Origin of the sequence: Lacibacter sp. H375, assembly GCF_037892425.1 — a bacterium.
Classification (GTDB): Bacteria; Bacteroidota; Bacteroidia; order Chitinophagales; family Chitinophagaceae; genus Lacibacter.
In genome coordinates this window covers 78,341-101,473 of sequence record NZ_JBBKTT010000001.1, presented here as the reverse complement: position 1 = coordinate 101,473, position 23,133 = coordinate 78,341, and the positions used below count along the sequence as shown (strand labels likewise).

The window sequence follows — 23,133 nt, the reverse complement described above, 5'->3', positions numbered from 1 at the left end:
TATGGAACGTAAACGTATTGCAATCATTGGTGTGGGTTTAATTGGTGGCTCACTTGCCATTCAGCTGCATGAGAAAAAGATCTCATCACGTTTGATTGGTGCTGATGCCAATAAAGAACATGAATCAAAAGCTTTAGAACTTGAACTGGTAGATGAAATATTGCCATTGGATGAAGCCATTGCACAAAGCGACGTAGTGATTCTTGCTTTTCCGGTTGATCTCATGGTGAGATTGTTGCCTTCTATTCTTGATAAAGTAGATCAGCAGATTGTTGTTGATTTGGGTTCTACCAAATCACAATTAACGGAAGCAGTAGCAAACCATCCAAAACGTGGACGTTATGTTGCAACGCATCCCATGTGGGGTACGGAGTACAGCGGTCCGGCAGCAGCAGTACGTGGTGCGTATGAAAATAAAGCAGTGATCATTTGCAATGAAGGTGATAGCGATCTCGATGCACTGGAGTGGACAAAATATATGTACAAAAAAATAGGCATGCACCTGCTGAGCATGGAAGCAAAAGCACATGATCTGCATGCAGCGTATGTAAGTCATATTTCACACATCACTTCATTTGCTTTGGCAAATACAGTTTTGGAAAAAGAGAAAGAAGACAATGCCATTTTCGAAATGGCGAGTGCAGGTTTTGAAAGTACGGTTCGTTTGGCAAAAAGTAATCCGGCTATGTGGGTGCCGATCTTTTTGCAGAATAAAGTAAATGTGCTGGATGTGTTGAATGAACATATACAACAGTTGACAAAATTCAGAGACAGCATCAGAGATGATAAAGGAACAGACTTACAAAATTTAATTGAACACGCAAACAAAATAAGACGCATCATCAAATGACCTATCGTGAAGCAACGATACAGGATATTCAGCAGATACAGGTTGTACGCAACGCTGTAAAAGAAAATGTGTTGAGCAATCCTGCATTGGTGCCAGATAAAGATGTGGAAGATTACATCACAAGAAGAGGTAAAGGTTGGGTTTGTGTAATTGATGATGTGGTGGTTGGATTTTCTATTGCTGATTTAGTAGATCATAATATCTGGGCGTTGTTTGTTGACCCGAGCTGTGAAGCAAAAGGAATCGGCAAGCAGTTACATGATCTGATGATGAACTGGTATTTCAGTCAAACAAATGAAACGGTGTGGTTGAGTACAAGCCCCGGTACAAGAGCAGAAACATTCTATCGCAGGCAGGGATGGATTGAAAAAGGTGTGTATGGAAAAGGTGAGATAAAGTTTGAAATGAAAAAAGAAGATTGGAAAAAGAACGCTGAAGTGAGTGACACAACAGCAGCCAGATAGCAGAACAAGTGTTCGCAACATAAAACTTAACTTTACAACCAATAACAATGCAAACATTAGAAGCAAACATGAAAGAGAAAGTGCAGGAAGCATGGAGTAAAAAGCCACTGATCATTGGCGGACCATGCAGCGCCGAAACCGAAGATCAATTAGTATCAACCGCACAGCGCCTGGCAGCAACAGGAAAAATAAATATGTTGCGTGCAGGTATCTGGAAACCACGTACCAAACCCGGCATGTTTGAAGGTATTGGCGCAAAAGGTTTACCATGGCTGCAAAAAGCAAAAGCATTAACAGGCTTACCAACAACTGTTGAAGTTGCAACGGGTAAACAGGTGGAAGATGCATTGAACTTTGAAGTGGATGTATTGTGGATCGGTGCACGTACAACTGTGAACCCTTTCAGCGTACAGGAAGTTGCTGATGCGTTACGTGGTGTCGATATTCCGGTGTTGATCAAGAACCCGATCAACCCTGATCTTGAATTGTGGAGTGGTGCAGTTGAACGTGTGGCTCGTGCAGGCATCAAACAAATTGGTTTAATTCACCGTGGATTTTCTTCTTACGGTAATACAGAATATCGCAATGCACCGATGTGGCATTTAGCGATTGAAATGAAGCGTCGCAATCCTGATCAGATTATTATTAACGATCCTTCACATATTTGCGGTCGCAGAGATATTTTACAGGAGACTGCACAAAAAGCAATTGATCTCGACTTTGATGGTTTGATGATCGAAAGTCATATTGATCCGGATAATGCGTGGAGCGATGCGAAACAACAGGTTACTCCTGAGCGTTTGGCAGAAATGCTGAGCAGCATCATCTGGCGTAAAGAAGATGTAGCATCAGATGAGTTTCACCAGGCATTGGAAAAATTACGTCAGCAAATTAACCAACTCGATGATGAGTTGATGCAGATCCTTGGTCAGCGTATGAAAATTGCTGAGAACATTGGTCAGTACAAGAAAGATAACAACATCACCATCTTACAAACAAACCGCTGGAACGAAATCCTTGAGCGTGCATTTAAAGAAGGTGAGCGTAAAGGGTTGAGTAAAGATTTCATCACCAAGTATTTTGATGCGGTGCATATGGAAAGCATTAATCATCAGAAGAAGGTGCTTGATTCGTGAATGGTGAATGCTGAGTTGTGAGTGGGCTGCAGTGCAATTATTTTGCTTTCGTTGTGTCACTCACTTGTGCTGTAACAATTCTATTCATCTTTTTTCTTTGCGACTTAGCGCCTTTGCGGCAATGATATTATGGTAAAACAGACTTATCAATTTTCTACGGCATCGGTTGATTATTTCAACGGCAGCATGGAACAATTATCTGCTGTTGCAGATAAGAACGGCACTGTGCTCATCACCGATGAAAATGTATTTGCAGCACATACTGCAAAGTTCGATGGTTGGAAAACCATTGTCATGAAAGCAGGTGAGGCTCATAAAATACAATCAACAGTTGATGATGTGATTGGTCAGTTGATTGAACTGGGTGCCGATCGTAAATCAACACTGGTTGGTGTTGGTGGCGGTGTGGTAACTGATATGGTTGGCTACATTGCTGCTGTGTACATGCGTGGTATTGCCTGCGGATTTATTCCTACAACTATTCTTGCCATGGTTGATGCAAGCATTGGTGGTAAGAATGGAATTGACGTAGGAGTATATAAGAATATGGTGGGTATTATCCGTCAGCCTTCTTTTTTGTTGTATGATGTTTCATTACTTGAAACGTTGCCGCTGAAAGAATGGGAGAATGGTTTTGCTGAAGTAATTAAACATGCTGCCATTAAAGATGCAGCGATGTTTGATGAACTGGAGCGACATGCTATCACTTATTACCAGGATAACAAAGAACCATTGCAGCAATTAATTGAACGTAACTGTTTAATTAAAACAAAAGTGGTGCAGGAAGATGAGTTTGAAAAAGGAGATCGTAAGCTGTTGAATCTCGGTCATACTTTGGGACATGCCATTGAGAATAAATATCAATTGATGCATGGACATGCAGTAAGTATTGGTATGGTGGCAGCAGCAAAAATTTCGGAAGAGATCAATAATTTTTCTTCAACTGAAACACAACGCCTCACCAAACTCATTGAACAATACGGACTCACTTCTTCATTTACTTTTGATAAAGCTGAAGCATTTGAAACATTGAAGAAGGATAAAAAGAAAGCGCAGGATGTAATGCAATATGTTGTGCTCAATAAAATAGGCGAAGCCAAAGTGATGAATATTCCGTTGGTGCAGCTAGAAGAATTAATTTATAAATTATAAGTAACAAGCCGGTGGCCACACTTGGGAGTGACCCACCGTATGAAGTCATGAAAGTAACAATACATCCATCAACCATAACCGGAACTATTCAATCGAACGCATCAAAAAGTTCGATGCAGCGTGCATGTGCTGCAGCTTTGGTGGCAAAGGGAAAAAGCATCATTAAAAATCCCGGTCATAGTAACGATGATAAAGCGGCGATGGATATTACGCAACGCCTGGGTGGAACGCTCACCAATAATGGAAATGAACTCATCATTGAAAGTAATGGTGTGCAACCTGTGAGCAGTGAAATTAATTGCGGCGAAAGTGGATTAAGCATCCGTATGTTTACACCGTTGGTTGCATTAAGCAATCATGCGCTTACAGTAAACGGCACCGGCAGTTTAACTACAAGACCAATGGATTTCTTCGATGAGATATTGCCGCAACTTGATGTGCAGGTGAAAAGCAATGCAGGAAAATTGCCGTTGAATATTCAAGGACCAATCGTTCCGAAAAATATTACTATCGATGGTTCACTCAGCTCACAGTTCCTAACGGGATTGTTGCTGGCTTATGCAGCAAGTAATGCAAGTGATGTATCAATTACTGTTACTAATCTTAAAAGCAAACCATACATCGATCTTACACTTGATGTAATGAAACAGTTTGGTTTGAAAGTGCCGGAGAATAAAAATTACGAATCATTTTATTTTGCTCCGACCACTCACGACTCACCACTCACGACTCACCATTACACTGTAGAAGGCGATTGGAGTGGTGCTGCATTCTTACTCGTTGCAGGTGCAGTTGCAGGAAACATCGTAGTGAAAGGATTAGATGTATTTTCAACACAGGCTGATAAAGCCGTGTTGCAGGCCTTGATGGATTGCGGTTGTATTATTTCTATTCAACCTGAGCAAATTGAAATTGGTCCGGCTCCGTTGAAGCCTTTTCATTTCAATGCAACGGAATGTCCCGATCTGTTTCCGCCGTTGGTTGCCTTGGCAGCTTATTGCAATGGCAAAACAGTGATTGAAGGAACAACTCGTTTAACACATAAAGAAAGTAACCGTGCAATCACCTTGCAGGAAGAATTTGCGAAGTTGGGTGTAACGATTGAGTTGCAGGATGATCTCATGATTATTCATGGCGGCGGCGGATTAAAAGGCGCTACTGTCCATTCACGTCACGATCATCGTATTGCCATGGCTTGTGCAGTGGCAGCGTTGAAAGCAGATGGTGATGTAACGATTGAAGAAGCTGAAGCAATCAACAAATCATACCCTGATTTTTATGAGCATCTTAAATTGTTAAAAGCTTCCGTATCTTACTGATTCATTAAATGAAAGTTGGAGAAGCTATTCAAGTTAATATTCAGAGGATTTAAACTGTGGATATTTTTGGGAATATTCGTTTCCCTTGTTTTTTTGTTTTGCTGGGCATTAATTGTTGCACTTGACTCAAAAAATTATGACGATAAACTCAGCGCTCACCAGGCATTTTTCAAAGGGTTGTATGATAAATTAGTTTATCCAGTAAGTCGACAATGTAGGTCTTTTTCGTTTTGGGATTCAGTTGGGTGGTTTTGGGATTTCATGCTGCCAATTTTGGTTTGTTCATTTTCCTATGCACTTACCATAGAAAGAATATTATTTTTAGTACGCTTGTTAATAAAACGAAAGGTTAAATAGTTATATGAACTCATTCGGTAAATTATTTCGTGTATCCATCTTTGGCGAATCGCATGGCGAAAGCGTAGGTATTGTAGTAGATGGTTGTCCGGCAGGATTGTCGTTAACAGCTGATGATCTCTTACCTGATCTCGAACGCAGAAAAGGTGGCAAACAAAAAGGAACTACTCCACGCCAGGAAGCGGATTATCCGTTTTTCAAAAGTGGAACGTTTAATGAGAAGACCACCGGCTTTCCTATTGCCATTTTCTTTGAAAATAATAATACACGCAGCGAAGATTATAACAAGCAACGCAGCATTCCACGTCCCGGTCATGCTGATTGGGTGGCACATCAAAAGTTTGGCGGACATGAAGATTATCGTGGTGGCGGACACTTTAGTGCACGACTCACAACAGGCTTAGTTGCCGCTGGTGCCATTGCAAAAAAACTCATGACTGGTGTTTCTATTCATGCAGAAGTAAAAGAGATCGGCGGCGAAAAAGATTTAGAGAAAGGATTACAAAATGCAATTGATGCAAAAGATTCAGTTGGAGGTTTAGTTGAATGCAGAGTAACGGGTTTACCTGTTGGTTTAGGTGAACCATATTTCGATTCCGTTGAATCATTGCTTGCTCAAATGATGTTTACTATTCCTGCAGTACGTGGTGTGGAATTCGGAACCGGTTTTGCTGCTGCAAAAATGTTCGGCAGCGAACATAATGATGCGATTGAAAATATGATTGGTAAAACAGTGACCAATCATGCCGGTGGTGTGGTAGGCGGTATTACCAATGGAAATGAATTAGTGTTCCGTATTGCCATTAAGCCAACATCTTCAACTCCAAAAGAACAAACCAGTTTAAATTGGGATACAGAACAGATGGAAAAGTTTTCCATCAAGGGACGTCATGATCTGTGCGTTGCTTTGCGTGCCCCTGTTATTGTAGAAGCTGCAACAGCTATTGTATTGGCTGATCTTATGTTGCAGGAACAACGGATCAAACGAATTGTCTCTTAACTTTACAGTATGCTTCAACGATTAGCGATTGCCTTCTTTGCCTTACTCATCACAACAATTTCTTTTGCACAAACAGATGCAAAGATCGAAGTGGTGAAACACAATCATGTTGCCTTACACGTAAAAGACATTGCAGCAAGTACCAAATTTTATAAAGAAGTAATGGGGCTTGAACCTGTTGCAGTGCCTGATTCATTAAAAGCAATCCGTTCCTGGTTTAAGTTGGGAACTGATCAACAGATACATTTACTGGCAGGAAGAAATTTTGAAGTAAAGAACGATCGCAACGGCGGTCATTTTGCATTGTTTGTAACTTCTATTGCTGCTGCTGAAAAGTATTTAACGCAACATAATATGAACTTTCATAAACAAGTTCGTTTTGATGGTGCTGTGCAGATCTATCTTGCCGATCCCGATGGTTATTTAATTGAACTGAACGAAGTAAAACGTTAACGATGCCCATTATTTATCATGTTACCACAGCTGCTGAATGGAATGCAGCAAAAGCAAACGGCTACTATGAAACGCCTTCTCTCAAAGAAGAAGGGTTTATTCATTGCTCACAGGAAAACCAGGTGGCAGGTGTGCTTGAACGTTATTTCGCCGGCAAAACTGATTTAGTTAAACTTGTGGTCGATACGGATAAATTGACAAGCCGTTTTGTATTTGAGTGGAGTCCTTCAACTGAAGATACATTTCCGCATGTGTATGGAACAATTAATGTTGATGCAGTTGTTGATGTAGTTGCAATCAATTAGAAGAAAGTTTCTTCAGTTTCTTAAAATCAAGGTCCAACACTTCATAATTCCTGTCATTCGGCCAGTAATAATGCCACCATTCTGTTTCCAGTAAATTGAAGCCGTGTTTCAGCATCAACTCTTTCAACAGTTTCCTGTTTCGCAAAATGGTTGTGTTTAATTGTGCGAATGTATGATGTGCAGTATCAGTAAAATTATCAAAGTCAGTGCCCATATTTAATTCAACACCTGTTTTCAAATCAACAATGGTTAAGTCAACAGCAAGGCCACGGTTATGCCCGCTTCCTTTCGTCGGGTTGGCAACATAACGTTCATCTTTGATCAGTTCCCAGAATTTTACGGTAACAGAGTAGGGACGGTAAGCATCAAAAATCTTCAACCCAAATCCTTTTTCATTCAGCTCTATTTGTACTTTTTGCAAGGCATTTGCAGCAGGTAATCTTAAAAAGGTGAAATCAGTATTCACTGGATATAAGGGTCGTTTTACAAAATTGTCACTGGTTGCATAGTGAAATTCATAAATAAGTGCGGGCATCAGCTGTTTCAATTCGACCATTTTTTTATTGCTGTCCAATGTTAATGTTTGACGGAAACTTTTTTCAGAAGCAATATACCGAACGCCATATCTGCTGGTTTTCAGCTTTTGCGCAAATGAGGGTAAAACCAACAGGGAAAAAAACAAGACAGCGGTTATTGCTATGTGCAACCGTTTCGCTATTTTGACTATCTGAAAAACATCCATTACTGAACTTTTTGGTGATGGAAAGATAAATGTAATCATTAGATGAGAAAACAGTTTACCGCCTCTTCCTTGTTCCTGTTATTTGTTTTTATGTTGACCACGAATGCTTGTGGCGATGGAGAAACAAAAGAGGTGAAAGATATTGTTGTTGAACCCGAACAAATGAACGAACGGGTTAAGAAAAATATCAATGAATTACTTTCCCGTATTGAAGATGATGGGAAAGCCGATGACAGTACCAAAGTTTCCCGTCCAAATGTTGTTGATGCTTACTATAAGCAAACAGGATATAAAGCTGTTTGGAGCAGCGACGAGCAATTTCTTTCTTTAGCCGATTCGATGTTGTTGTTTATTCAACAGGCAAAATTGTATGGTTTATTTCCCAACGATTATCATTATCCTGTTCTGAAGAATCTTGCTGCACGTTTTGCTGCAGATACGGCTGCTGTTGGAGACAGGAGGGATGCCGCTCTTTGGTCGAAGGCTGACGTATTATTGACGGACGCATTTTTCAATATCGCTGCTCATCTGCATGTGGGTCGTTTGAAAGTTGATAGCACCTTCATGAATCCGGATTCTGTGCTCACGGATAAATTTTATCAGTCGAATCTGAATGCTGTAATAAATGGAAAATCTATATCGGAAGTGTTTCATGCATTAGAACCATCACACGATGGTTATGTTGAATTAAAAGTGGCATCAAAGCAATTTATTGACAGTGCCGATTTCGAAAAAAAATATACTTATGTTTCCTATCCCTATAAAGATTCATTGGCCTTTGTAAAATCGTTGATGAAACGTTTACAGGAAGAAGGAATGCTAAGCTGGCAATTAGAAAATGTTGATTCAGCACAATTAAAAGAAGCACTTATTAAACTGCAAAAGAAAAGAGAGTTAACTGTTGATGGCAAATTTGGGGTGCAGGTGGTTCGTCTTCTCAACAATACTGATGCAGAAAAATTCAAACGCATCGCTATTAATCTCGACCGTTATAAAGTGTTACCTCCAAAAATGCCCGAGCGCTATATATGGGTCAATCTTCCCGCTTATAAACTTGAGCTGTGGGATAATGATACTCTTCGTCTTGAAAGCAAAGTGGTGGTGGGTAAACCAAATACACGAACACCTTTGTTGACAAGCCGTATCAGCGATATGGTTACCTATCCGCAATGGACCATTCCTAACAGTATCATCATGAAGGAAATTGTTCCTTCTCTTCGAAGAGATCCTGGCTATCTTGCAAAAAAAGGGTATTCACTTCTAACCTGGGAGGGCGAAGAGGTGGATCCGTATGCTGTAGATTGGACAAAATATAAGAAAGGAATTCCCTATAAAGTAGTACAAGGTAGTGGAGATGATAATGCATTAGGTATTCTGAAATTTAATTTCCCTAATAAATATTCTGTTTACCTGCATGATACAAATCAACGGTATCTGTTTAAGAATGCAAAACGTGCTTTAAGTCATGGTTGTGTTCGTGTGCAGGAATGGGAGAAACTCACCTACTATATTTCTGCCCTTGACAGTATCAATTATGAATTTGATCCATCCCGTGTTGAAAGTGATTCTATTAAAGTTTGGCTTGAACGAAAAGAGAAACATGTTGTTAAGGTAAAAACCAAACTTCCCGTTTATTTCCGTTACTTTACCGCAGCCGGGAAAGAGGGGAAGCTTATTTTCTTTGAAGATATTTACAACGAAGATAAAGTGGCACGTGAAGCTTATTTCTCAACCAAATAACGATTGATGAAGAAATTCTGCCTTCTATTTGTTTTGGTTTTTTCAGCATCGGTACTCAATGTTACGGCTCAGCAAGACAGTACAAAATCTGTAAAAAAATCAAACGGCAAATCAAAGATCCAATATGGGCTTGCCAGTTTTTACTCCAATAAATTCAACGGTCGCAAAACAGCCAATGGCGAAATTTTCAGTAATCAGAAGCTAACTGCAGCACACAACACCCTTCCTTTAGGCACCTATGTACGGGTAACCAACCTTCGCAACAAACGCTCAGTTGTAGTTAAAATAAATGATCGGCTGCACCACAAGAACAAACGTATTATTGATCTGTCGAGACTGGCGGCAACAAAACTCGGATTCATCAAAAGCGGACTAACCCGTGTAAAAGTTGAGGTACTGGGTAAAAAGCCGCCATCGAAATAAATTGAGGCTTAAGTTCATAAGAATGTGGGTAATTAATTTTACCATTATGCTACCTACCGTTATTTTTGCTCATTCCAAAACAATTCATATTATGAAACAATCGCTCGTATTACTGGTCGCATTTTGCTGTTTTTTAACTGCAGGCGCTCAGAATAAGGATCTAAAAAAACTGCCTTCAATTGGGTTTCAGTTTTCAATGTTCGATTTTCAGTCTGGCGTTGATATAAAAAATAAAGGTCTTTCAACTGTACTTAGGGAAAAGAGTTTGGGAAAAAGGGATCGTTTGCAACCTGGGCTTACGCTTCACTATATGGAAGGAATTACAAACAATATTGATGTTATGGCCAGGATTGGCGGAACTTTCTTAACCTACCCTTCCCGAAATACCTTGGATGTTGGCACAAGTGATAAATTTTATGGTGAAATAGACGCAAATCTGAACATAAAACTGCTTCCTGATAATTATTGGGTAGTCCCTTATTTACAAGCCGGTATAGGCGCTTCAGTTGAAAGGGGAAACTGGATGGCACAAATTCCAGTTGGTGCAGGACTACAGGTGAATTTATTCAACCAGGTATTTGTTCATCTTAACACTGGTTACCGTGTTCCGGTAACATCAAGGGCTAATTATGGATTGGTGCATTCTTTTGGGGTAAGCGTACCACTTAAAGAAAGGGTAGCTCCACCTCCTCCGCCTCCCCCAACTCCGGAACCTCCGAAAGATAAGGATGGCGATGGTGTATTGGATGTGGATGATGTTTGTCCCGATGAAGCTGGTGTAGCTGCATTACGTGGATGTCCTGATAAGGATAAAGATGGTGTTGCTGATAAAGATGATAAATGTGCTGATGTTGCAGGCTTGGCCCGTTATAGTGGTTGCCCAATCCCCGACAGCGATAAGGATGGTATTAATGATGAAGAAGACAAATGTCCTCAACAGGCAGGTGTAGCACGTTACAACGGTTGCCCTGTTCCTGATACTGATAAGGATGGGGTGAATGATGAAGAAGATAAATGCCCGGCTGTTGCAGGTATTGCAGCAAATGCAGGTTGCCCGGAAGTAAAGGAAGAAATCAAAACAAAAGTTGAATTTGCTGCACGCAATATTTTCTTCAATACTGGTAGCTATCAGTTGCAGAAGAAATCATATGCTCCGTTAAACGAAGTGGCGCAGATATTGAAAGATAATCCAACACTTCAGTTGGATGTTGAAGGGCATACTGATAACAGTGGTGATGCGGCTAAGAATCAAACATTATCTGAAAACCGTGCTGCTGCTGTAAAGGCTTATCTGGTTGCGCAAGGTATTGACAAGAGCCGTTTGACTTCTGCCGGTTATGGAATTGATAAACCAATTGCTGATAATAAAACAGCTGCCGGTAAAGCGAAAAACCGCAGGGTTGAATTGAAATTGAGAAGTTATTAATTGAAAGATATTTATTTTGAAATCCCTCCGATTTACGGGGGGATTTTTTTGTCCATAGCACAGAAAACAAGTTTTATCTTCGCCCACTTATTTGTGTAAGAAAGATCAAATAGTATGAGCAAACAGAAAGAAATAGTAATGAGTGGCCTCCGCCCAACAGGTTATCTTCACCTCGGGAATTATTTTGGTGCCATGAAGAATTATGTGAAAATGCAGGATGAGTATGAATGTTTTTTTATGGTGGCCGATTGGCATTCACTTACCACGCATCCTGATACAAAGGAGTTGAAAGCAAATGTAAGACGTGTGTTTGCAGAGAACATCGCCTGCGGATTAGATCCTGAAAAAGTGGCGTTCTATTGTCAAAGTCATATATATGAAACAGCGGAGCTTTATCTCTATCTCAACATGATGGCCTATAAAGGTGAGCTGGAAAAAACAACAACCTTTAAAGATAAAGTGAGAGCGCATCCTGATAATGTAAATGCAGGCTTACTTACTTATCCGGTGTTAATGGCAGCAGATATCTTACTGTTTCGAGCCAGTTATGTTCCGGTTGGTAAAGACCAGGAGCAGCATCTTGAAATGGCCCGCAATTTTGCCAACCGTTTCAACCACCGTTATGGAGACGTATTCCCTGAGCCATCTGCGTTTAATTTTGGAGGGGAGTTGATAAAAGTGCCCAGCCTTGATGGAACAGGAAAGATGAGTAAGAGTGAAAACCAAAACGCAACGATTTACCTGGCAGATGAGGATGAAGTGATCCGTAAAAAAGTGATGAAAGCAAAAACGGATGCTGGTCCAACTGAGCAGAATTCCACAAAGCCTGACTATATTGAAAATATTTTCCAGTTGATGCGTTTGGTAAGTACACCTGATACCATTCAGAAGTTTGAAGACGATTTCAATAATTGTGTGATTCGTTATGGTGATATGAAAAAGCAACTGGGTGAAGATATGGTCAAATTTGTTTCGCCTATTCGTGAAAAAGCAAAAGCTATTGAAAACGATGATGCATATTTGAAAGAAGTGATGTTGAAAGGAGCTGAAAAAGCAAGGATCAGTGCCCGCAAAACCATTGAATTAACGAGAGAAGCAATGGGACTTAATTATTTTTAAAAAACACAAGGTCCAAAACCCAAAATCCAAAAAGAAGTTTTACTTTGAACGTCCTTCTATTTTGGATGGTAGACATTGGAATTATCTGATTTATGGCGAAAAGTAAAAAACCAAAACATGTGGCTATTGCCGGTAACATCGGCGCTGGAAAAACGACCCTTACTGAAATGCTGGCAAAGCATTACAAATGGATACCCCAGTTTGAAGATGTGGATCATAATCCCTACCTCAACGATTTTTACGAAGACATGCCACGGTGGAGTTTTAACCTGCAGATTTACTTTTTAAACAATCGCCTAAACCAGGTATTGGAAATTCAACGTGGAACAGAAACCGTTATACAAGACCGTACCATTTTTGAAGATGCACACATCTTTGCACCCAATCTTCATGATATGGGATTGATGGGCAAACGTGATTTTGAGAATTACTTTTCATTCTTCTCCACATTAAAAACAATGGTTTCTCCTCCTGATCTGTTGATCTATTTAAAAGCATCGGTACCAACGTTGGTAGCACAGATTCAAAAGCGAGGCAGAGAGTATGAAGAAAATATCCGACTTGATTATCTCAAAAAACTCAATGAGTATTATAACAAGTGGATCGATCAATATAAAGAAGGAAGTTTATTGGTGATTGATGTTGATCAGAACAAATTTGCAGAAAATGAAGAGCATTTAGGTGAGATCATAAATCGCATCGATTCGCAGTTGTACGGATTGTTTTAGAAGAACATAACCATTTTGTAAATAATAAACCCCGCCAGGAATAGCGGGGTTTTCTGTTCTTAGCAAACAATCGATTACGACCACTTACACTTGCGGCGCTGCGGCTAGAATTTCTTCGCCACTGCCGGAAGCATATTTTTTGAAATTAGTTATAAACTGTTCAGCTAAAGACTTCGCTTTTGCATCATAAGCTGCTTTATCTGTCCAGGTATTGCGGGGATTTAATATTTCTAACGGAACTGCACTACATGCAGTTGGAATTGCAAGATTGAACACAGGCATGTTCTCATAGTCCACATCATTCAATTCACCATTCAATGCCGCACTGATCAATGCTCTTGTGTATGAAAGTTTGATACGATTACCAACACCATAACTACCGCCTGTCCAACCGGTATTCACCAGCCAAACATTCACTTTATTTTCAGCCATCTTCTTACCTAACATCTCTGCGTATTTTGCCGGATGTAATGGGAGGAAAGGTGCGCCAAAGCATGCACTAAAGGTTGATTTAGGTTCTGTAACACCAGCTTCTGTACCCGCAACTTTTGCAGTATAGCCACTTATGAACTGGTACATTGCCTGACCTTGTGTAAGTTTAGCAATAGGAGGTAAAACGCCTGTTGCATCGCAGGTAAGAAAGAAAATATTTTTTGGTAAACCACCAACAGCAGGCTCCAAAGCATTGCTGATAAAATGCAAGGGATAACTTACTCTTGTATTTTCGGTGATGGCTTTGCTGCTGAAATCAATTTTATTTGAACCTTCGAAGAACTGAACATTTTCTACTAATGCTCCGGGGCGGATAGCATGAAAGATCTCCGGTTCTTTTTCGGCAGTAAGATCAATACACTTGGCATAACAGCCACCTTCAAAATTAAAAACGGAACCATGATTCCATCCATGCTCATCGTCGCCAATTAATTTACGTGCAGGATCTGCACTTAAGGTTGTTTTACCAGTGCCGCTTAATCCAAAGAACACAGCAACATCAGCATCCTGTCCAACATTCGCACTGCAATGCATGCTCAATACATTCTTTTGCTGAGGCAACAGATAATTAAGCACGGTAAAAATTCCTTTCTTCATTTCACCTGTGTAGCCGCTGCCACCAATCAGGATCATTTTGTGAGTAAAGCTTACAATAGAAAAGTTGCAGTTGCGCACACCATCGGTTTCGGGGTTGGCTGTAAAATTGGGGGCTTGTATAATATGCCAATCAGGTTCAAAACTTTCCAGTTCTTCATCTGTGGGACGAAGAAAAAGATTATAGGCAAACAAATTACTCCATGCATTTTCATTCACTACACGAATGTTGAGACGATAGTTATTGTCGGCACAGGCATAGGAATCTCTCACCCATAATTCGTCTTTTTTGCCCAGGTAATCCATCATCTTTTTATAAAGAATATGGAAATATTTTTCATCAATGGCTTGGTTAAAATCATTCCAATGAACCGTGTCTTTTGTGATATCATCAAGTACAATGAACTTATCTTTTGGGGAGCGACCGGTGAACTTACCAGTATTGATACAAAGCGCACCCGTGTCGTTGTACCTGCCTTGTCCACGGTTAATTGTTTGTTCGGCTAACTCTTCTGGGCTGAGTTGATAATGGATATTACTCGATAGTTTTAAACCGAGCTTCAATAGTTTCTGCTCAGGAAAGAATACACTTGGTATAGACATAATCAATAGTTCGTTTATATAGCTCGTCAAAAATACAGGGTTGGCCGATTCCAGAAAAATTACGCAATCGTTCCCGACTATATTAAATCAAACAGAATCAAGGATTTGGTTGATAATTTTTAAAATGAGCTTACTATTATGAATATTATTGAACAATATCCAAGAGCAGGTGGAGGATTTATAAATATTTATCAAACGGTCGTTAGTTTTTCACTTTTCGTGGATTAATTGACTGCAGAATTGGGCAGCCCCGTCCGATGGCTTATTTTGCGCACCAAATTCTTGATATATGAAATTTCAGCCCATTAAGCCCGAACTGTTTACAAAAAACCGTGAACGTTTTATCAAAGCCATGCAGCCAAATTCAATTGCTGTTTTTGTAAGCAACGATGAGTGGCCCATGAATGGTGATGCATTGCATGCGTACAAACAAAACAGCGATCTATTTTGGCTTACCGGTGTGATGCAGGAAGATAGTATGGTGATCCTCTTCCCCGATAATCCGGATCCAAAATACAGGGAGGTGTTGGTGCTTGTTCGTCCCAACGAATTAAAAGAAAAGTGGGATGGTAAACGCTTACGTGCAAATGAGGTAAGAGGGATTTCAGGTATTCAAACAATAGTTTGGTTAGATAGTATTGAAGGATTGTTACAGGCATGGGTACACTTGGCTGACAACATTTATTTAAGCAGCAACGAGAACGATCGAAAAGCGTCGCCTATCCGTAGCCGTGATTATCGTTTCATTGATGAGATGAAAGCAAAATATCCTCTGCATAATTTTCAACGTGCTGCAAAAATTATGAGAGAGTTGCGTCCAATTAAAACTGCAGAAGAGATAGAACTGATGCAGAAGGCAATGGATATTACTGATGTAACATTCCGTCGCTTACTCGGTTTCATTAAACCTGGTGTATTGGAAAATGAAATTGAAGCTGAGATCTATCACTCATTTTTATCGCAGGGATCAACTGGTCCTGCTTACGGAAGTATTATTGCCAGTGGTGATAATGCAAGAACATTGCACTACGTTAACAATAACGGAGAATGTAAAGATGGTGAATTGATATTGATGGATTTTGGTGCAGAGTATGGTGGTTATTGCGCCGATCTTACACGCACTGTCCCAGTGAATGGTAAGTTTACACGCCGGCAAAAAACAGTTTATAATGCATGCCTGAACATTCACAACTATTGCAAGAGCATTCTTAAACCAGGCATTACCATTGTTGATTACACAAATAAAGTGGGAGAAGAAGCAACACAACAGTTTTTAAAAATTGGTTTGTTGAAAAAGACAGATGTGAAGAATGAAGACGCAGAGAATAGAGCTTACCGTAAATATCTCTACCATGGTATTTCGCATCATCTTGGAATTGATGTACATGATCTTGGTACAAAAACAGAACCTGTAAAAGCAGGTATGGTATTCACTATCGAACCCGGTATTTATATTGAAGAAGAACAAATGGGTGTGCGTATTGAAAATAATTTCTGGATCACCCGCAATGGAAATAAAGATCTCATGAAGAATATTCCCATTACTGTTGAAGAGATTGAAGCATTGATGAAGAAATAATACAGTTCATAGTTGATGGTTCATAGTTCATAGCTGCGATCCATTAACTATGCGCTATGAACCACGAACAATTACATGAAACAAATTCCAAATCTTTTTACGCTGTTGAATCTTGTATTCGGTTGTATTGCAATCATTCTTATTCTTCAGCCCGGCGAATCAATTACAACGATCAATGGAGAGAACCTTGTTATTAATCTCCCGGAGAAAATGGCGTATGCGTCTTTCTTCATTTTTGCTGCTGGTATTGTTGATTTTCTCGATGGGTTTCTTGCCCGTTTAATGAAGGCATCATCCGAAATGGGTAAGCAACTCGATTCGTTGAGCGATTGTGTGACGTTTGGTGTAGCGCCATCAATGATCATGTATCAACTGCTGCGCATGAGTTATCTTAAAGAGGAAACAGCTTTCGATACATCTATTTGGCTTTTATTGCCAGCTATACTCATTGCTGGAGGTGCAGCATGGCGCCTTGCAAAGTTCAACATCGATGAACGTCAATCCATTTCTTTTCGTGGAGTGCCTACACCCATCACCGGTTTTATGGTAGCAGCCTTACCATTGGTAGTTTTTTATAATAGCTGGGATTTGGCGCAATTTGTATTGAACCGCTGGGTATTGTACACCATCACTATTCTTATCAGCTATTTAATGGTTTCCGATCTGCCCATTATGAGCTTGAAATTTAAAGATTACAGCTTTAAGGGAAATCGGCCCAAGATCATACTGGCGGTTATCTCCATTATTTTGGCGGTCGTTTTTCAATGGGCGGCTATTCCGCTTATTTATTTAACCTACGTTGCTTTATCTTTGCTGCTTCGTAAACAAATCTCATAATTTAATTATACGACAATGACGTACACAGTTCAGGTGAAAGTAATGCCACTCAAAGATTTATTAGATCCCCAAGGTAAAGCTGTAATGGGTGGATTAAGTAATTTAGGTTTACAAGGTGTGGCTGATGTACGTATTGGAAAAAATATCAGCATGCAGATCGATGCAGCTACTGCCGACGATGCAAAAGCAATTGCTGAAGAAGCTGCAAAAAAACTCCTCGCCAACCCGGTGATGGAGCAGTACGAAATTTCAGTTAATTGATAATTTGAAGAATTGAAAATTTGAAAATTGAATCAGTTTCGGTTTTCATTTTCAAATTCATTCATTTTCAAATTTTCAAATTATGTTAATTCTTGTTCCCACTCCAATTGGAAATTTAAAGGATATTACACTCCGTGCTTTGGAAGTGCTGCAGGAAGCTGATCTTATTTTGGCAGAAGACACACGCACCAGTGGAGTGTTATTGAATCATTACAATATTCAAAAACCCATCTCACCTTATCACCAGCACAATGAGCATAAAATTGTGCAGCACTTGGTAGATCAATTGAAAGAAGGTAAGAAGATGGCTTTACTCACCGATGCTGGTACGCCGGGAATCAGCGATCCAGCGTTTCTGCTCGTTCGTGAATGTATAAAGAATGATATTGCAGTTGAAACATTGCCAGGAGCCACTGCATTTGTGCCAGCGCTTGTGAATAGCGCACTGCCAACCACCCGTTTTACATTTGAAGGATTCCTTCCACAAAAAAAAGGAAGGATGACTGCACTCAAACAATTGGCGGAAGAAGAACGTACCATGATCTTTTACGAATCGCCTTTCCGTTTGTTAAAAACGCTCAATGATTTCATGCAGTATTTTGGCGAAGATCGTTTGTGTTGCGTGAGTCGTGAGCTTACCAAAAAGTTTGAAGAGAACAAACGTGGTACATTAAAAGAAGTGCATGATCATTTTGCTGCCAAAGCCATCAAAGGTGAAATTGTTATTGTCGTTGCAGGTAAAGAATAAATCTCCAAAAATCTTAGTCAATTAATTCAACGTGCTGTTAACATATTAAGGCACGAAAGCTGCATAGCTTTGCAGTATACAAATGAAGAGTTATGAAAAATGTTTTTTCTTTTTTGATCTTCTTAATTTTCTCGCATGCTGCTAGTAATGCACAACAGATATTTTCAGTGCCTGATATTGTGAAACAAAGTTTTGATAAGCAATATCCTGATGCAAAAGATCTGAAATGGAGTGGAGGAATAGATAACCATGTTGTACGGTTTACGTTAGGTGAAAGAAAGCTCAAAGCTGATTACACACCCAAAGGCGACTGGGTTAGCACTGAAGAGCAGGTGAAACTGGAAGCATTACCGGACGTGGTGCAGCAAGGGTTTAAAAATAGCAAATACAAAGACTGGACTTTGAAGGATGTACTTACAGTTACAAAACCACGGATCGAGGCAAACGAATATTACATCATCGTACAGAAATCTGTGCTCAATAAAAAGAAATTAGTATTTGATACAAAGGGAAGATTGTATGAAGAGTTGCTGAGTTTATAGAAGTAACATCCTTGATATTTTTAATATTCTTTTTCAATAACTAGCCTTGGTTTTCAAAAGCCAAGGCTAGTTGTTGTTTACAAACGTGTCAGTAATTTTACCCTGATGATGTAAAAATCACATGTATATTTTACGCATTGTTTATTCTACAAGCTTATTCATCAAAAAATAATTTTCAAATTACTTACAACAGTAAGTATCATGAAACATAATGCTGCATTGAGTTTTATACAATCTTAAACTTTCTAAAAGATGAATTTCTGCATTGTCTGTTGCAGAAATTTTTATTTATACCGCTTTGAGGTATTGACAATGTTTAAAAAACTTTCAATATTAGCATTCGAATGATATGTGAGAGAATCTACCATTGCAAAACCTGATTTAATCTTTCCCTGGCTAACAACACCCAACCGCACACATTGTACGTAACTGCTTTTAACATTTAAAACGGAAAAGGTTGATACAACACGTATTTCGGTTCTTCACTGAAGAGCTGAACAGGTTTATTATGCTCCGAAATGGAGCAGCAACTCCAACCGGAATTGTGGTGGCTGCTAATATTGCCAAAGCAGAAGAACTCACTTCGGTTACTTCCAAAATTGTTATGTCATTGGTGAATATTGAAGAAGATCGTATCAGCAAGCATCCATCCAATAGTTTTCCATCGCCAACAGGAACAGGTGTTGAGTATAAGAATCCTCCTGTGCTTGTGAATTTATATGTGTTGTTTTCTGTTAACCGTGATTATACAGATGATGCATTGCTGTATCTCTCTTATGTGATGCAGTTCTTTCAGCATAAAAACATATTCACAGCACAAAACAGTCCCGGGCTGTTTACAGATACAATGCAACCTGTTCGGCAAATCAGTAGTGAGTTGGTGACACTGAATTTTGAACAGGTGAATCATTTATGGGCAAGCCTCGGCGGAAAATATTTACCATCAGTGTTATATAAAATACGCCAGGTAGTAATTGACGACAGGTTTGTGCAGAATGGCGGCGGAATTATTCTTGAAATTGAAACTATTGCAAAAGACAAAACTCCAACTGTAATATGAACAGTAGTTACAAAATAGTTTGCCGGGTTGAAATGCTGCACGATTATTACCGTGAATCAAAAGCAAAGAATCTTTTGCTGAAAGCTTCAGCAGCAACGGAGAAACTATGCAGGAACTATGATATTAAATGGAAGCAACTCGATCATCAACTCATCATTGCAGTAAAAGTGAATAATGCAGCTGAGCCGGTGAAAGCCTGGCCAGCCGATATGAAATTTGTGTTTTACGTTGTTTCCGAAAATGGTTTGTTCGATAATATCACCCAATCAAATTATAGACCTGCGAAAGCAGAAGCAAACTGGTTATCGAATTTTTCAAATAACGCATTTACTGAACCAGTACTACCATCGGGCAACATCAACAGGTTGTATTTGTCAAAGCGCATTTCATCACATGTTGCCGCTACTATTTATAAACCCGGTCGTTTAGTAACTGATGGAACTGATGTTTATGAGTGTTTAAAAACAACAACAAACGGTATCTTAATAAGCAATCAATCTTTTTGGCGTAAAAGAAGTAAGAGGCAGTTTGTAGCAGAGCAGGATACAGCAACTGTTTACAGCACAAGTTATCCGTTTACAGTTGCTGTGCCTGCAAAAGAATTTGTGATCAGGCATTTTGGTATCGATACACAAACGGGTTTGTTTAATAAAGAAGCAAAGATTGCTGTTGTACAAAAATTTGAAACATCACGAACATTGGTTGATGTTAGTCTGCAAGGACTAGATGCCGGTAAGTATCGTATTGATGTAAATGGCGAATCATCATTCATTGTCGTAAAAGATCCTGGTATGGTTGAACATCCCGTTGCAGTTATTGAATTATGCAACCGGGTAGGTACAGCTCCGAATTTTTCATTGCTGGATTCAGGTAAAGCAGTTGATCGAATGTTCAGTCTTCGCTTTTGCAATCGTTCTGTGTTGATCAAATACATTGCTAAAACAAACGATGTTACATCGGTTCAGGACACGGATTCAATACTCAATTTTTCAAATGCCGCTAATCAACTTGAGTTTGTCAGTGTTGCACCCTTTCCTTTGAGTGAAGTGCCGGTAAAAACATTGTCATTCACATCAGCAATACATGGCAACATCAGTCCATTACCCAATGCATCAGCAGCATGGCTCAGCCCGTTGCAGCAGGGTAGTGATATCTATAATTGTTCATCAGTTTACTTAAATCATTAATCATCATTCTAAACATTGTCAACTATGGCATTAACAGTAAAAACTCCAGGTGTGTATATTGAAGAGGTACCGAAATTTCCTCCTTCCATAGCACAGGTTGAAACCGCAATTCCCGCTTTTATAGGTTACACCGCAAAAGCAGATGAGTATGGTCCCGGTGATCTCAAAAACAAAGCAGTAAAGATCAGCAGCCTGCTTGATTATGAAACTTATTTTGGCGGTGCACCTTCATTGGCGGTTTCGCAAGTGACTGTTGATGCATTGAACAATTTTAAATCGGCCATCATCAGCCAGGCGTTGTTTATGTACGATTCGCTGCGGATGTTTTTTAAGAATGGTGGTGGCGATTGCTACATTGTATCCGTTGGCTCTTATACCGATCCGAAATCGAAGAACGACTTCCTCGATGACGGAAAAGGGTTGAAAGTGATTGAGAAAGTAGATGAACCAACTTTGCTCATCTTTCCCGATAATTCATTGCTGACAAATGGTAACGATTATTATGAAGTGTACCAGGAAGCATTACTGCAATGTGAAAATCTGAAAGACAGGTTTGTAGTGATGGATGTAAAGAATAATGATTACAAGGGAGATGCATTCCGAAGCAGTATCGGCATCAACAATTTAAAGTATGGAGCTGTGTACACGCCTTGGTTGGAAGTGATAATGCCACGCCAGATCAAGTACAGCGATTTTATGAATACAGCCGCTTCTCCCAATCGTTTTCAGCGGGAGGGTGTAAATATTACGTTGAGCCAGATCTATACAGGCGGAGAGGCCGCCATTACAGACCAGATCGCAAAAGTTGTTTCTGCAATTGCTGACAATGGAAAAGTTGCGACATCAATCACAGCAATAAGAGGTGCATCAGCAACAGTAGCAGAACGATATACTGTTTTGGAGAATGCACTGTCTGCAACACCCGATCCAACCAATCTTCAAAACGTAATGGATTTTCTGTTTGATGTGGCGCGTGAAATAGATAAACTTACCGGCGCAACAGCTGATGCTGTAAGCAGCAATCTGAAACCGGGTTTTGAAACAACCATCACGTCATTAGGTAATGCATATTCAAAGGTCATCAGTTATGAAGTGGAGGCAGATGCAGAATTGAGCGGTGCTTATACTGTACAACATTCCATCTCTTCACCCACACATGCAAACTGGGGCACCATCTTTAGTGCGCCACCTGCTTCTCTGAATGTAATGACGGGTGCCGATGATGCAGCCATGATCAGAAGTATTATTCCTTTGCTTCGAACCGAATTTAATTTCATCAACAGTTATTTATCAAGTGCAATTGTGAAAACCGCAGCACTTACAGAACAGGAAGCAGATAAAGGATTAGCCATTGTATTACCTGCATACAAAGCAATACTTGATGGTATTCAGAATACAAAAACCATTCTTCCTCCATCAGGATCAGTAACAGGTATTTATGCATTTGTTGACCGCACACGAGGTGTATGGAAAGCGCCTGCAAATGTGAGCATCAGTGGTATCATCGGGCCGGCATTTACATTTAATGCGGGACAATTAGATGCATTGAATATTGATGTAACAGCAGGTAAATCCATCAATGCTATCCGTGCATTCACTGGAAAAGGAACATTGGTCTATGGTGCAAGAACATTAGCAGGTAATGATAATGAATGGCGCTATGTTTCTGTACGCAGGTTGTTTAATATGATTGAAGAGAGTGTGAAAAAAGCAACCGAGCAATTTGTGTTTGAACCCAACGATGCAAACACCTGGACGAAAGTAAAAGCCATGATCTCAAATTATCTCACCGTATTATGGAGGCAAGGTGCATTAGCAGGTGCAAAACCTGAGCATGCGTTTTATGTTGCCTGCGGACTTGGAGCTACAATGACGGCAGTGGATATACTTGAAGGAAAATTGATTGTAGAGATTGGTTTAGCAGCGGTTCGTCCTGCAGAGTTTATCATCCTACGCTTCTCACATAAAATGCAGGAGTCTTAATTTTTTGAATTCACATTAATCACAACAAAACGA

At 39.8% G+C, this 23,133-nt stretch carries 23 protein-coding genes; 21 read left to right on the top strand and 2 right to left on the bottom strand.

Annotated features, from left to right (window positions below; translation table 11 throughout):
• Position 1: 1 nt before the first annotated feature.
• From WG954_RS00450 to WG954_RS00415, 8 genes are all read left to right on the top strand, one after another.
• Positions 2–850 (top strand): prephenate dehydrogenase, encoded by an 849-nt coding sequence (locus WG954_RS00450; RefSeq protein WP_340432513.1) that lies wholly within the window; start codon positions 2–4, stop codon positions 848–850.
• Positions 847–1,314, top strand: coding sequence for a GNAT family N-acetyltransferase (locus WG954_RS00445; RefSeq protein ID WP_340432511.1), 468 nt, complete (start codon positions 847–849; stop codon positions 1,312–1,314). Before WG954_RS00450 ends, WG954_RS00445 begins: the two co-directional genes overlap by 4 nt.
• Positions 1,315–1,361: 47 nt before the next feature.
• Entirely contained in the window at positions 1,362–2,450 is a 1,089-nt protein-coding gene (locus WG954_RS00440; protein ID WP_340426545.1) for a chorismate mutase, read from the top strand.
• A 129-nt stretch (positions 2,451–2,579) separates the two neighbouring features.
• Positions 2,580–3,602 (top strand): 3-dehydroquinate synthase, encoded by a 1,023-nt coding sequence (gene aroB / locus WG954_RS00435; protein ID WP_340432509.1) that lies wholly within the window; start codon positions 2,580–2,582, stop codon positions 3,600–3,602.
• Between the two features lie 47 nt (positions 3,603–3,649).
• Positions 3,650–4,921, top strand: a complete 1,272-nt coding sequence (gene aroA, locus WG954_RS00430) for a 3-phosphoshikimate 1-carboxyvinyltransferase (protein ID WP_340432507.1) — start codon at positions 3,650–3,652, stop codon at positions 4,919–4,921.
• Positions 4,922–5,282: 361 nt separating this feature from the next.
• Complete coding sequence (locus tag WG954_RS00425; RefSeq protein ID WP_340432505.1) at positions 5,283–6,278, top strand: chorismate synthase; 996 nt, start codon at positions 5,283–5,285, stop codon at positions 6,276–6,278.
• Between the two features lie 9 nt (positions 6,279–6,287).
• Positions 6,288–6,731, top strand: coding sequence for a VOC family protein (locus tag WG954_RS00420; protein ID WP_340432503.1), 444 nt, complete (start codon positions 6,288–6,290; stop codon positions 6,729–6,731).
• A 2-nt stretch (positions 6,732–6,733) separates the two neighbouring features.
• On the top strand, positions 6,734–7,036 hold the full coding sequence (locus WG954_RS00415) for a DUF952 domain-containing protein (protein ID WP_340432501.1): 303 nt from the start codon (positions 6,734–6,736) through the stop codon (positions 7,034–7,036).
• Here WG954_RS00415 and WG954_RS00410 read toward each other — a convergent pair.
• Positions 7,029–7,592 (bottom strand): M15 family metallopeptidase, encoded by a 564-nt coding sequence (locus tag WG954_RS00410; protein WP_340432499.1) that lies wholly within the window; start codon positions 7,590–7,592, stop codon positions 7,029–7,031. The two genes, WG954_RS00415 and WG954_RS00410, sit on opposite strands and share 8 nt — an antisense overlap.
• A 228-nt stretch (positions 7,593–7,820) precedes the next feature.
• Between WG954_RS00410 and WG954_RS00405 the strand changes: the two genes are divergently transcribed.
• The 5 genes from WG954_RS00405 (at position 7,821) to WG954_RS00385 (ending at position 13,214) form a co-directional block, all read left to right on the top strand.
• Positions 7,821–9,518 carry a L,D-transpeptidase family protein gene (locus WG954_RS00405; RefSeq protein WP_340432498.1) on the top strand — a complete coding sequence of 566 codons (1,698 nt, stop codon included), beginning with the start codon at positions 7,821–7,823 and terminating at the stop codon, positions 9,516–9,518.
• 6 nt (positions 9,519–9,524) lie between these two features.
• Positions 9,525–9,941 carry a septal ring lytic transglycosylase RlpA family protein gene (locus WG954_RS00400; protein ID WP_340432497.1) on the top strand — a complete coding sequence of 139 codons (417 nt, stop codon included), beginning with the start codon at positions 9,525–9,527 and terminating at the stop codon, positions 9,939–9,941.
• 91 nt (positions 9,942–10,032) lie between these two features.
• Positions 10,033–11,367 (top strand): OmpA family protein, encoded by a 1,335-nt coding sequence (locus WG954_RS00395; RefSeq protein ID WP_340432495.1) that lies wholly within the window; start codon positions 10,033–10,035, stop codon positions 11,365–11,367.
• Positions 11,368–11,481: 114 nt separating this feature from the next.
• On the top strand, positions 11,482–12,486 hold the full coding sequence (gene trpS / locus WG954_RS00390; RefSeq protein WP_340432493.1) for a tryptophan--tRNA ligase: 1,005 nt from the start codon (positions 11,482–11,484) through the stop codon (positions 12,484–12,486).
• 92 nt (positions 12,487–12,578) lie between these two features.
• Positions 12,579–13,214, top strand: coding sequence for a deoxynucleoside kinase (locus WG954_RS00385; RefSeq protein WP_340432490.1), 636 nt, complete (start codon positions 12,579–12,581; stop codon positions 13,212–13,214).
• Between the two features lie 84 nt (positions 13,215–13,298).
• Here WG954_RS00385 and pckA read toward each other — a convergent pair whose 3' ends face one another.
• Positions 13,299–14,903 (bottom strand): phosphoenolpyruvate carboxykinase (ATP), encoded by a 1,605-nt coding sequence (pckA, locus tag WG954_RS00380; RefSeq protein WP_340432487.1) that lies wholly within the window; start codon positions 14,901–14,903, stop codon positions 13,299–13,301.
• Positions 14,904–15,192: 289 nt separating this feature from the next.
• Between pckA and WG954_RS00375 the strand changes: the two genes are divergently transcribed.
• The 8 genes from WG954_RS00375 (at position 15,193) to WG954_RS00340 (ending at position 23,100) form a co-directional block, all read left to right on the top strand.
• The gene (locus tag WG954_RS00375) at positions 15,193–16,482 is read left to right on the top strand and encodes an aminopeptidase P family protein (protein ID WP_340432485.1); all 1,290 of its coding nucleotides are present in this window, start codon (positions 15,193–15,195) and stop codon (positions 16,480–16,482) included.
• Between the two features lie 75 nt (positions 16,483–16,557).
• Positions 16,558–17,319 carry a CDP-alcohol phosphatidyltransferase family protein gene (locus tag WG954_RS00370; protein ID WP_340432483.1) on the top strand — a complete coding sequence of 254 codons (762 nt, stop codon included), beginning with the start codon at positions 16,558–16,560 and terminating at the stop codon, positions 17,317–17,319.
• Between the two features lie 15 nt (positions 17,320–17,334).
• The gene (gene purS, locus WG954_RS00365; protein WP_182801900.1) at positions 17,335–17,580 is read left to right on the top strand and encodes a phosphoribosylformylglycinamidine synthase subunit PurS; all 246 of its coding nucleotides are present in this window, start codon (positions 17,335–17,337) and stop codon (positions 17,578–17,580) included.
• A gap of 82 nt (positions 17,581–17,662) precedes the next feature.
• Positions 17,663–18,328 carry a 16S rRNA (cytidine(1402)-2'-O)-methyltransferase gene (gene rsmI, locus WG954_RS00360; protein ID WP_340432482.1) on the top strand — a complete coding sequence of 222 codons (666 nt, stop codon included), beginning with the start codon at positions 17,663–17,665 and terminating at the stop codon, positions 18,326–18,328.
• A 92-nt stretch (positions 18,329–18,420) separates the two neighbouring features.
• Positions 18,421–18,870: a PepSY-like domain-containing protein gene (locus WG954_RS00355; protein ID WP_340432481.1), complete on the top strand. Its 450-nt coding sequence runs from the start codon at positions 18,421–18,423 to the stop codon at positions 18,868–18,870.
• A gap of 457 nt (positions 18,871–19,327) precedes the next feature.
• Positions 19,328–19,930: a contractile injection system cap protein gene (locus WG954_RS00350; protein WP_510182578.1), complete on the top strand. Its 603-nt coding sequence runs from the start codon at positions 19,328–19,330 to the stop codon at positions 19,928–19,930.
• Positions 19,927–21,117 (top strand): hypothetical protein, encoded by a 1,191-nt coding sequence (locus WG954_RS00345; protein WP_340432477.1) that lies wholly within the window; start codon positions 19,927–19,929, stop codon positions 21,115–21,117. Before WG954_RS00350 ends, WG954_RS00345 begins: the two co-directional genes overlap by 4 nt.
• Positions 21,118–21,141: 24 nt before the next feature.
• Positions 21,142–23,100, top strand: coding sequence for a phage tail sheath C-terminal domain-containing protein (locus WG954_RS00340; protein ID WP_340432475.1), 1,959 nt, complete (start codon positions 21,142–21,144; stop codon positions 23,098–23,100).
• Positions 23,101–23,133: the final 33 nt, after the last annotated feature.

Coding starts and splice junctions, on each gene's coding strand:
- trpS (WP_340432493.1), top strand. CDS start 11,482: ATGAGCAAACAGAAAGAAATAGTAATGAGTGGCCTCCGCCCAACAGGT.
- WG954_RS00375 (WP_340432485.1), top strand. CDS start 15,193: ATGAAATTTCAGCCCATTAAGCCCGAACTGTTTACAAAAAACCGTGAA.
- WG954_RS00340 (WP_340432475.1), top strand. CDS start 21,142: ATGGCATTAACAGTAAAAACTCCAGGTGTGTATATTGAAGAGGTACCG.
- aroA (WP_340432507.1), top strand. CDS start 3,650: ATGAAAGTAACAATACATCCATCAACCATAACCGGAACTATTCAATCG.
- WG954_RS00440 (WP_340426545.1), top strand. CDS start 1,362: ATGCAAACATTAGAAGCAAACATGAAAGAGAAAGTGCAGGAAGCATGG.
- WG954_RS00370 (WP_340432483.1), top strand. CDS start 16,558: ATGAAACAAATTCCAAATCTTTTTACGCTGTTGAATCTTGTATTCGGT.
- purS (WP_182801900.1), top strand. CDS start 17,335: ATGACGTACACAGTTCAGGTGAAAGTAATGCCACTCAAAGATTTATTA.
- aroB (WP_340432509.1), top strand. CDS start 2,580: ATGGTAAAACAGACTTATCAATTTTCTACGGCATCGGTTGATTATTTC.
- WG954_RS00410 (WP_340432499.1), bottom strand. CDS start 7,592: ATGGTCGAATTGAAACAGCTGATGCCCGCACTTATTTATGAATTTCAC.
- WG954_RS00400 (WP_340432497.1), top strand. CDS start 9,525: ATGAAGAAATTCTGCCTTCTATTTGTTTTGGTTTTTTCAGCATCGGTA.
- WG954_RS00345 (WP_340432477.1), top strand. CDS start 19,927: ATGAACAGTAGTTACAAAATAGTTTGCCGGGTTGAAATGCTGCACGAT.
- WG954_RS00355 (WP_340432481.1), top strand. CDS start 18,421: ATGAAAAATGTTTTTTCTTTTTTGATCTTCTTAATTTTCTCGCATGCT.
- pckA (WP_340432487.1), bottom strand. CDS start 14,903: ATGTCTATACCAAGTGTATTCTTTCCTGAGCAGAAACTATTGAAGCTC.
- WG954_RS00420 (WP_340432503.1), top strand. CDS start 6,288: ATGCTTCAACGATTAGCGATTGCCTTCTTTGCCTTACTCATCACAACA.
- WG954_RS00405 (WP_340432498.1), top strand. CDS start 7,821: ATGAGAAAACAGTTTACCGCCTCTTCCTTGTTCCTGTTATTTGTTTTT.
- WG954_RS00395 (WP_340432495.1), top strand. CDS start 10,033: ATGAAACAATCGCTCGTATTACTGGTCGCATTTTGCTGTTTTTTAACT.
- rsmI (WP_340432482.1), top strand. CDS start 17,663: ATGTTAATTCTTGTTCCCACTCCAATTGGAAATTTAAAGGATATTACA.
- WG954_RS00385 (WP_340432490.1), top strand. CDS start 12,579: ATGGCGAAAAGTAAAAAACCAAAACATGTGGCTATTGCCGGTAACATC.
- WG954_RS00445 (WP_340432511.1), top strand. CDS start 847: ATGACCTATCGTGAAGCAACGATACAGGATATTCAGCAGATACAGGTT.
- WG954_RS00415 (WP_340432501.1), top strand. CDS start 6,734: ATGCCCATTATTTATCATGTTACCACAGCTGCTGAATGGAATGCAGCA.
- WG954_RS00450 (WP_340432513.1), top strand. CDS start 2: ATGGAACGTAAACGTATTGCAATCATTGGTGTGGGTTTAATTGGTGGC.
- WG954_RS00425 (WP_340432505.1), top strand. CDS start 5,283: ATGAACTCATTCGGTAAATTATTTCGTGTATCCATCTTTGGCGAATCG.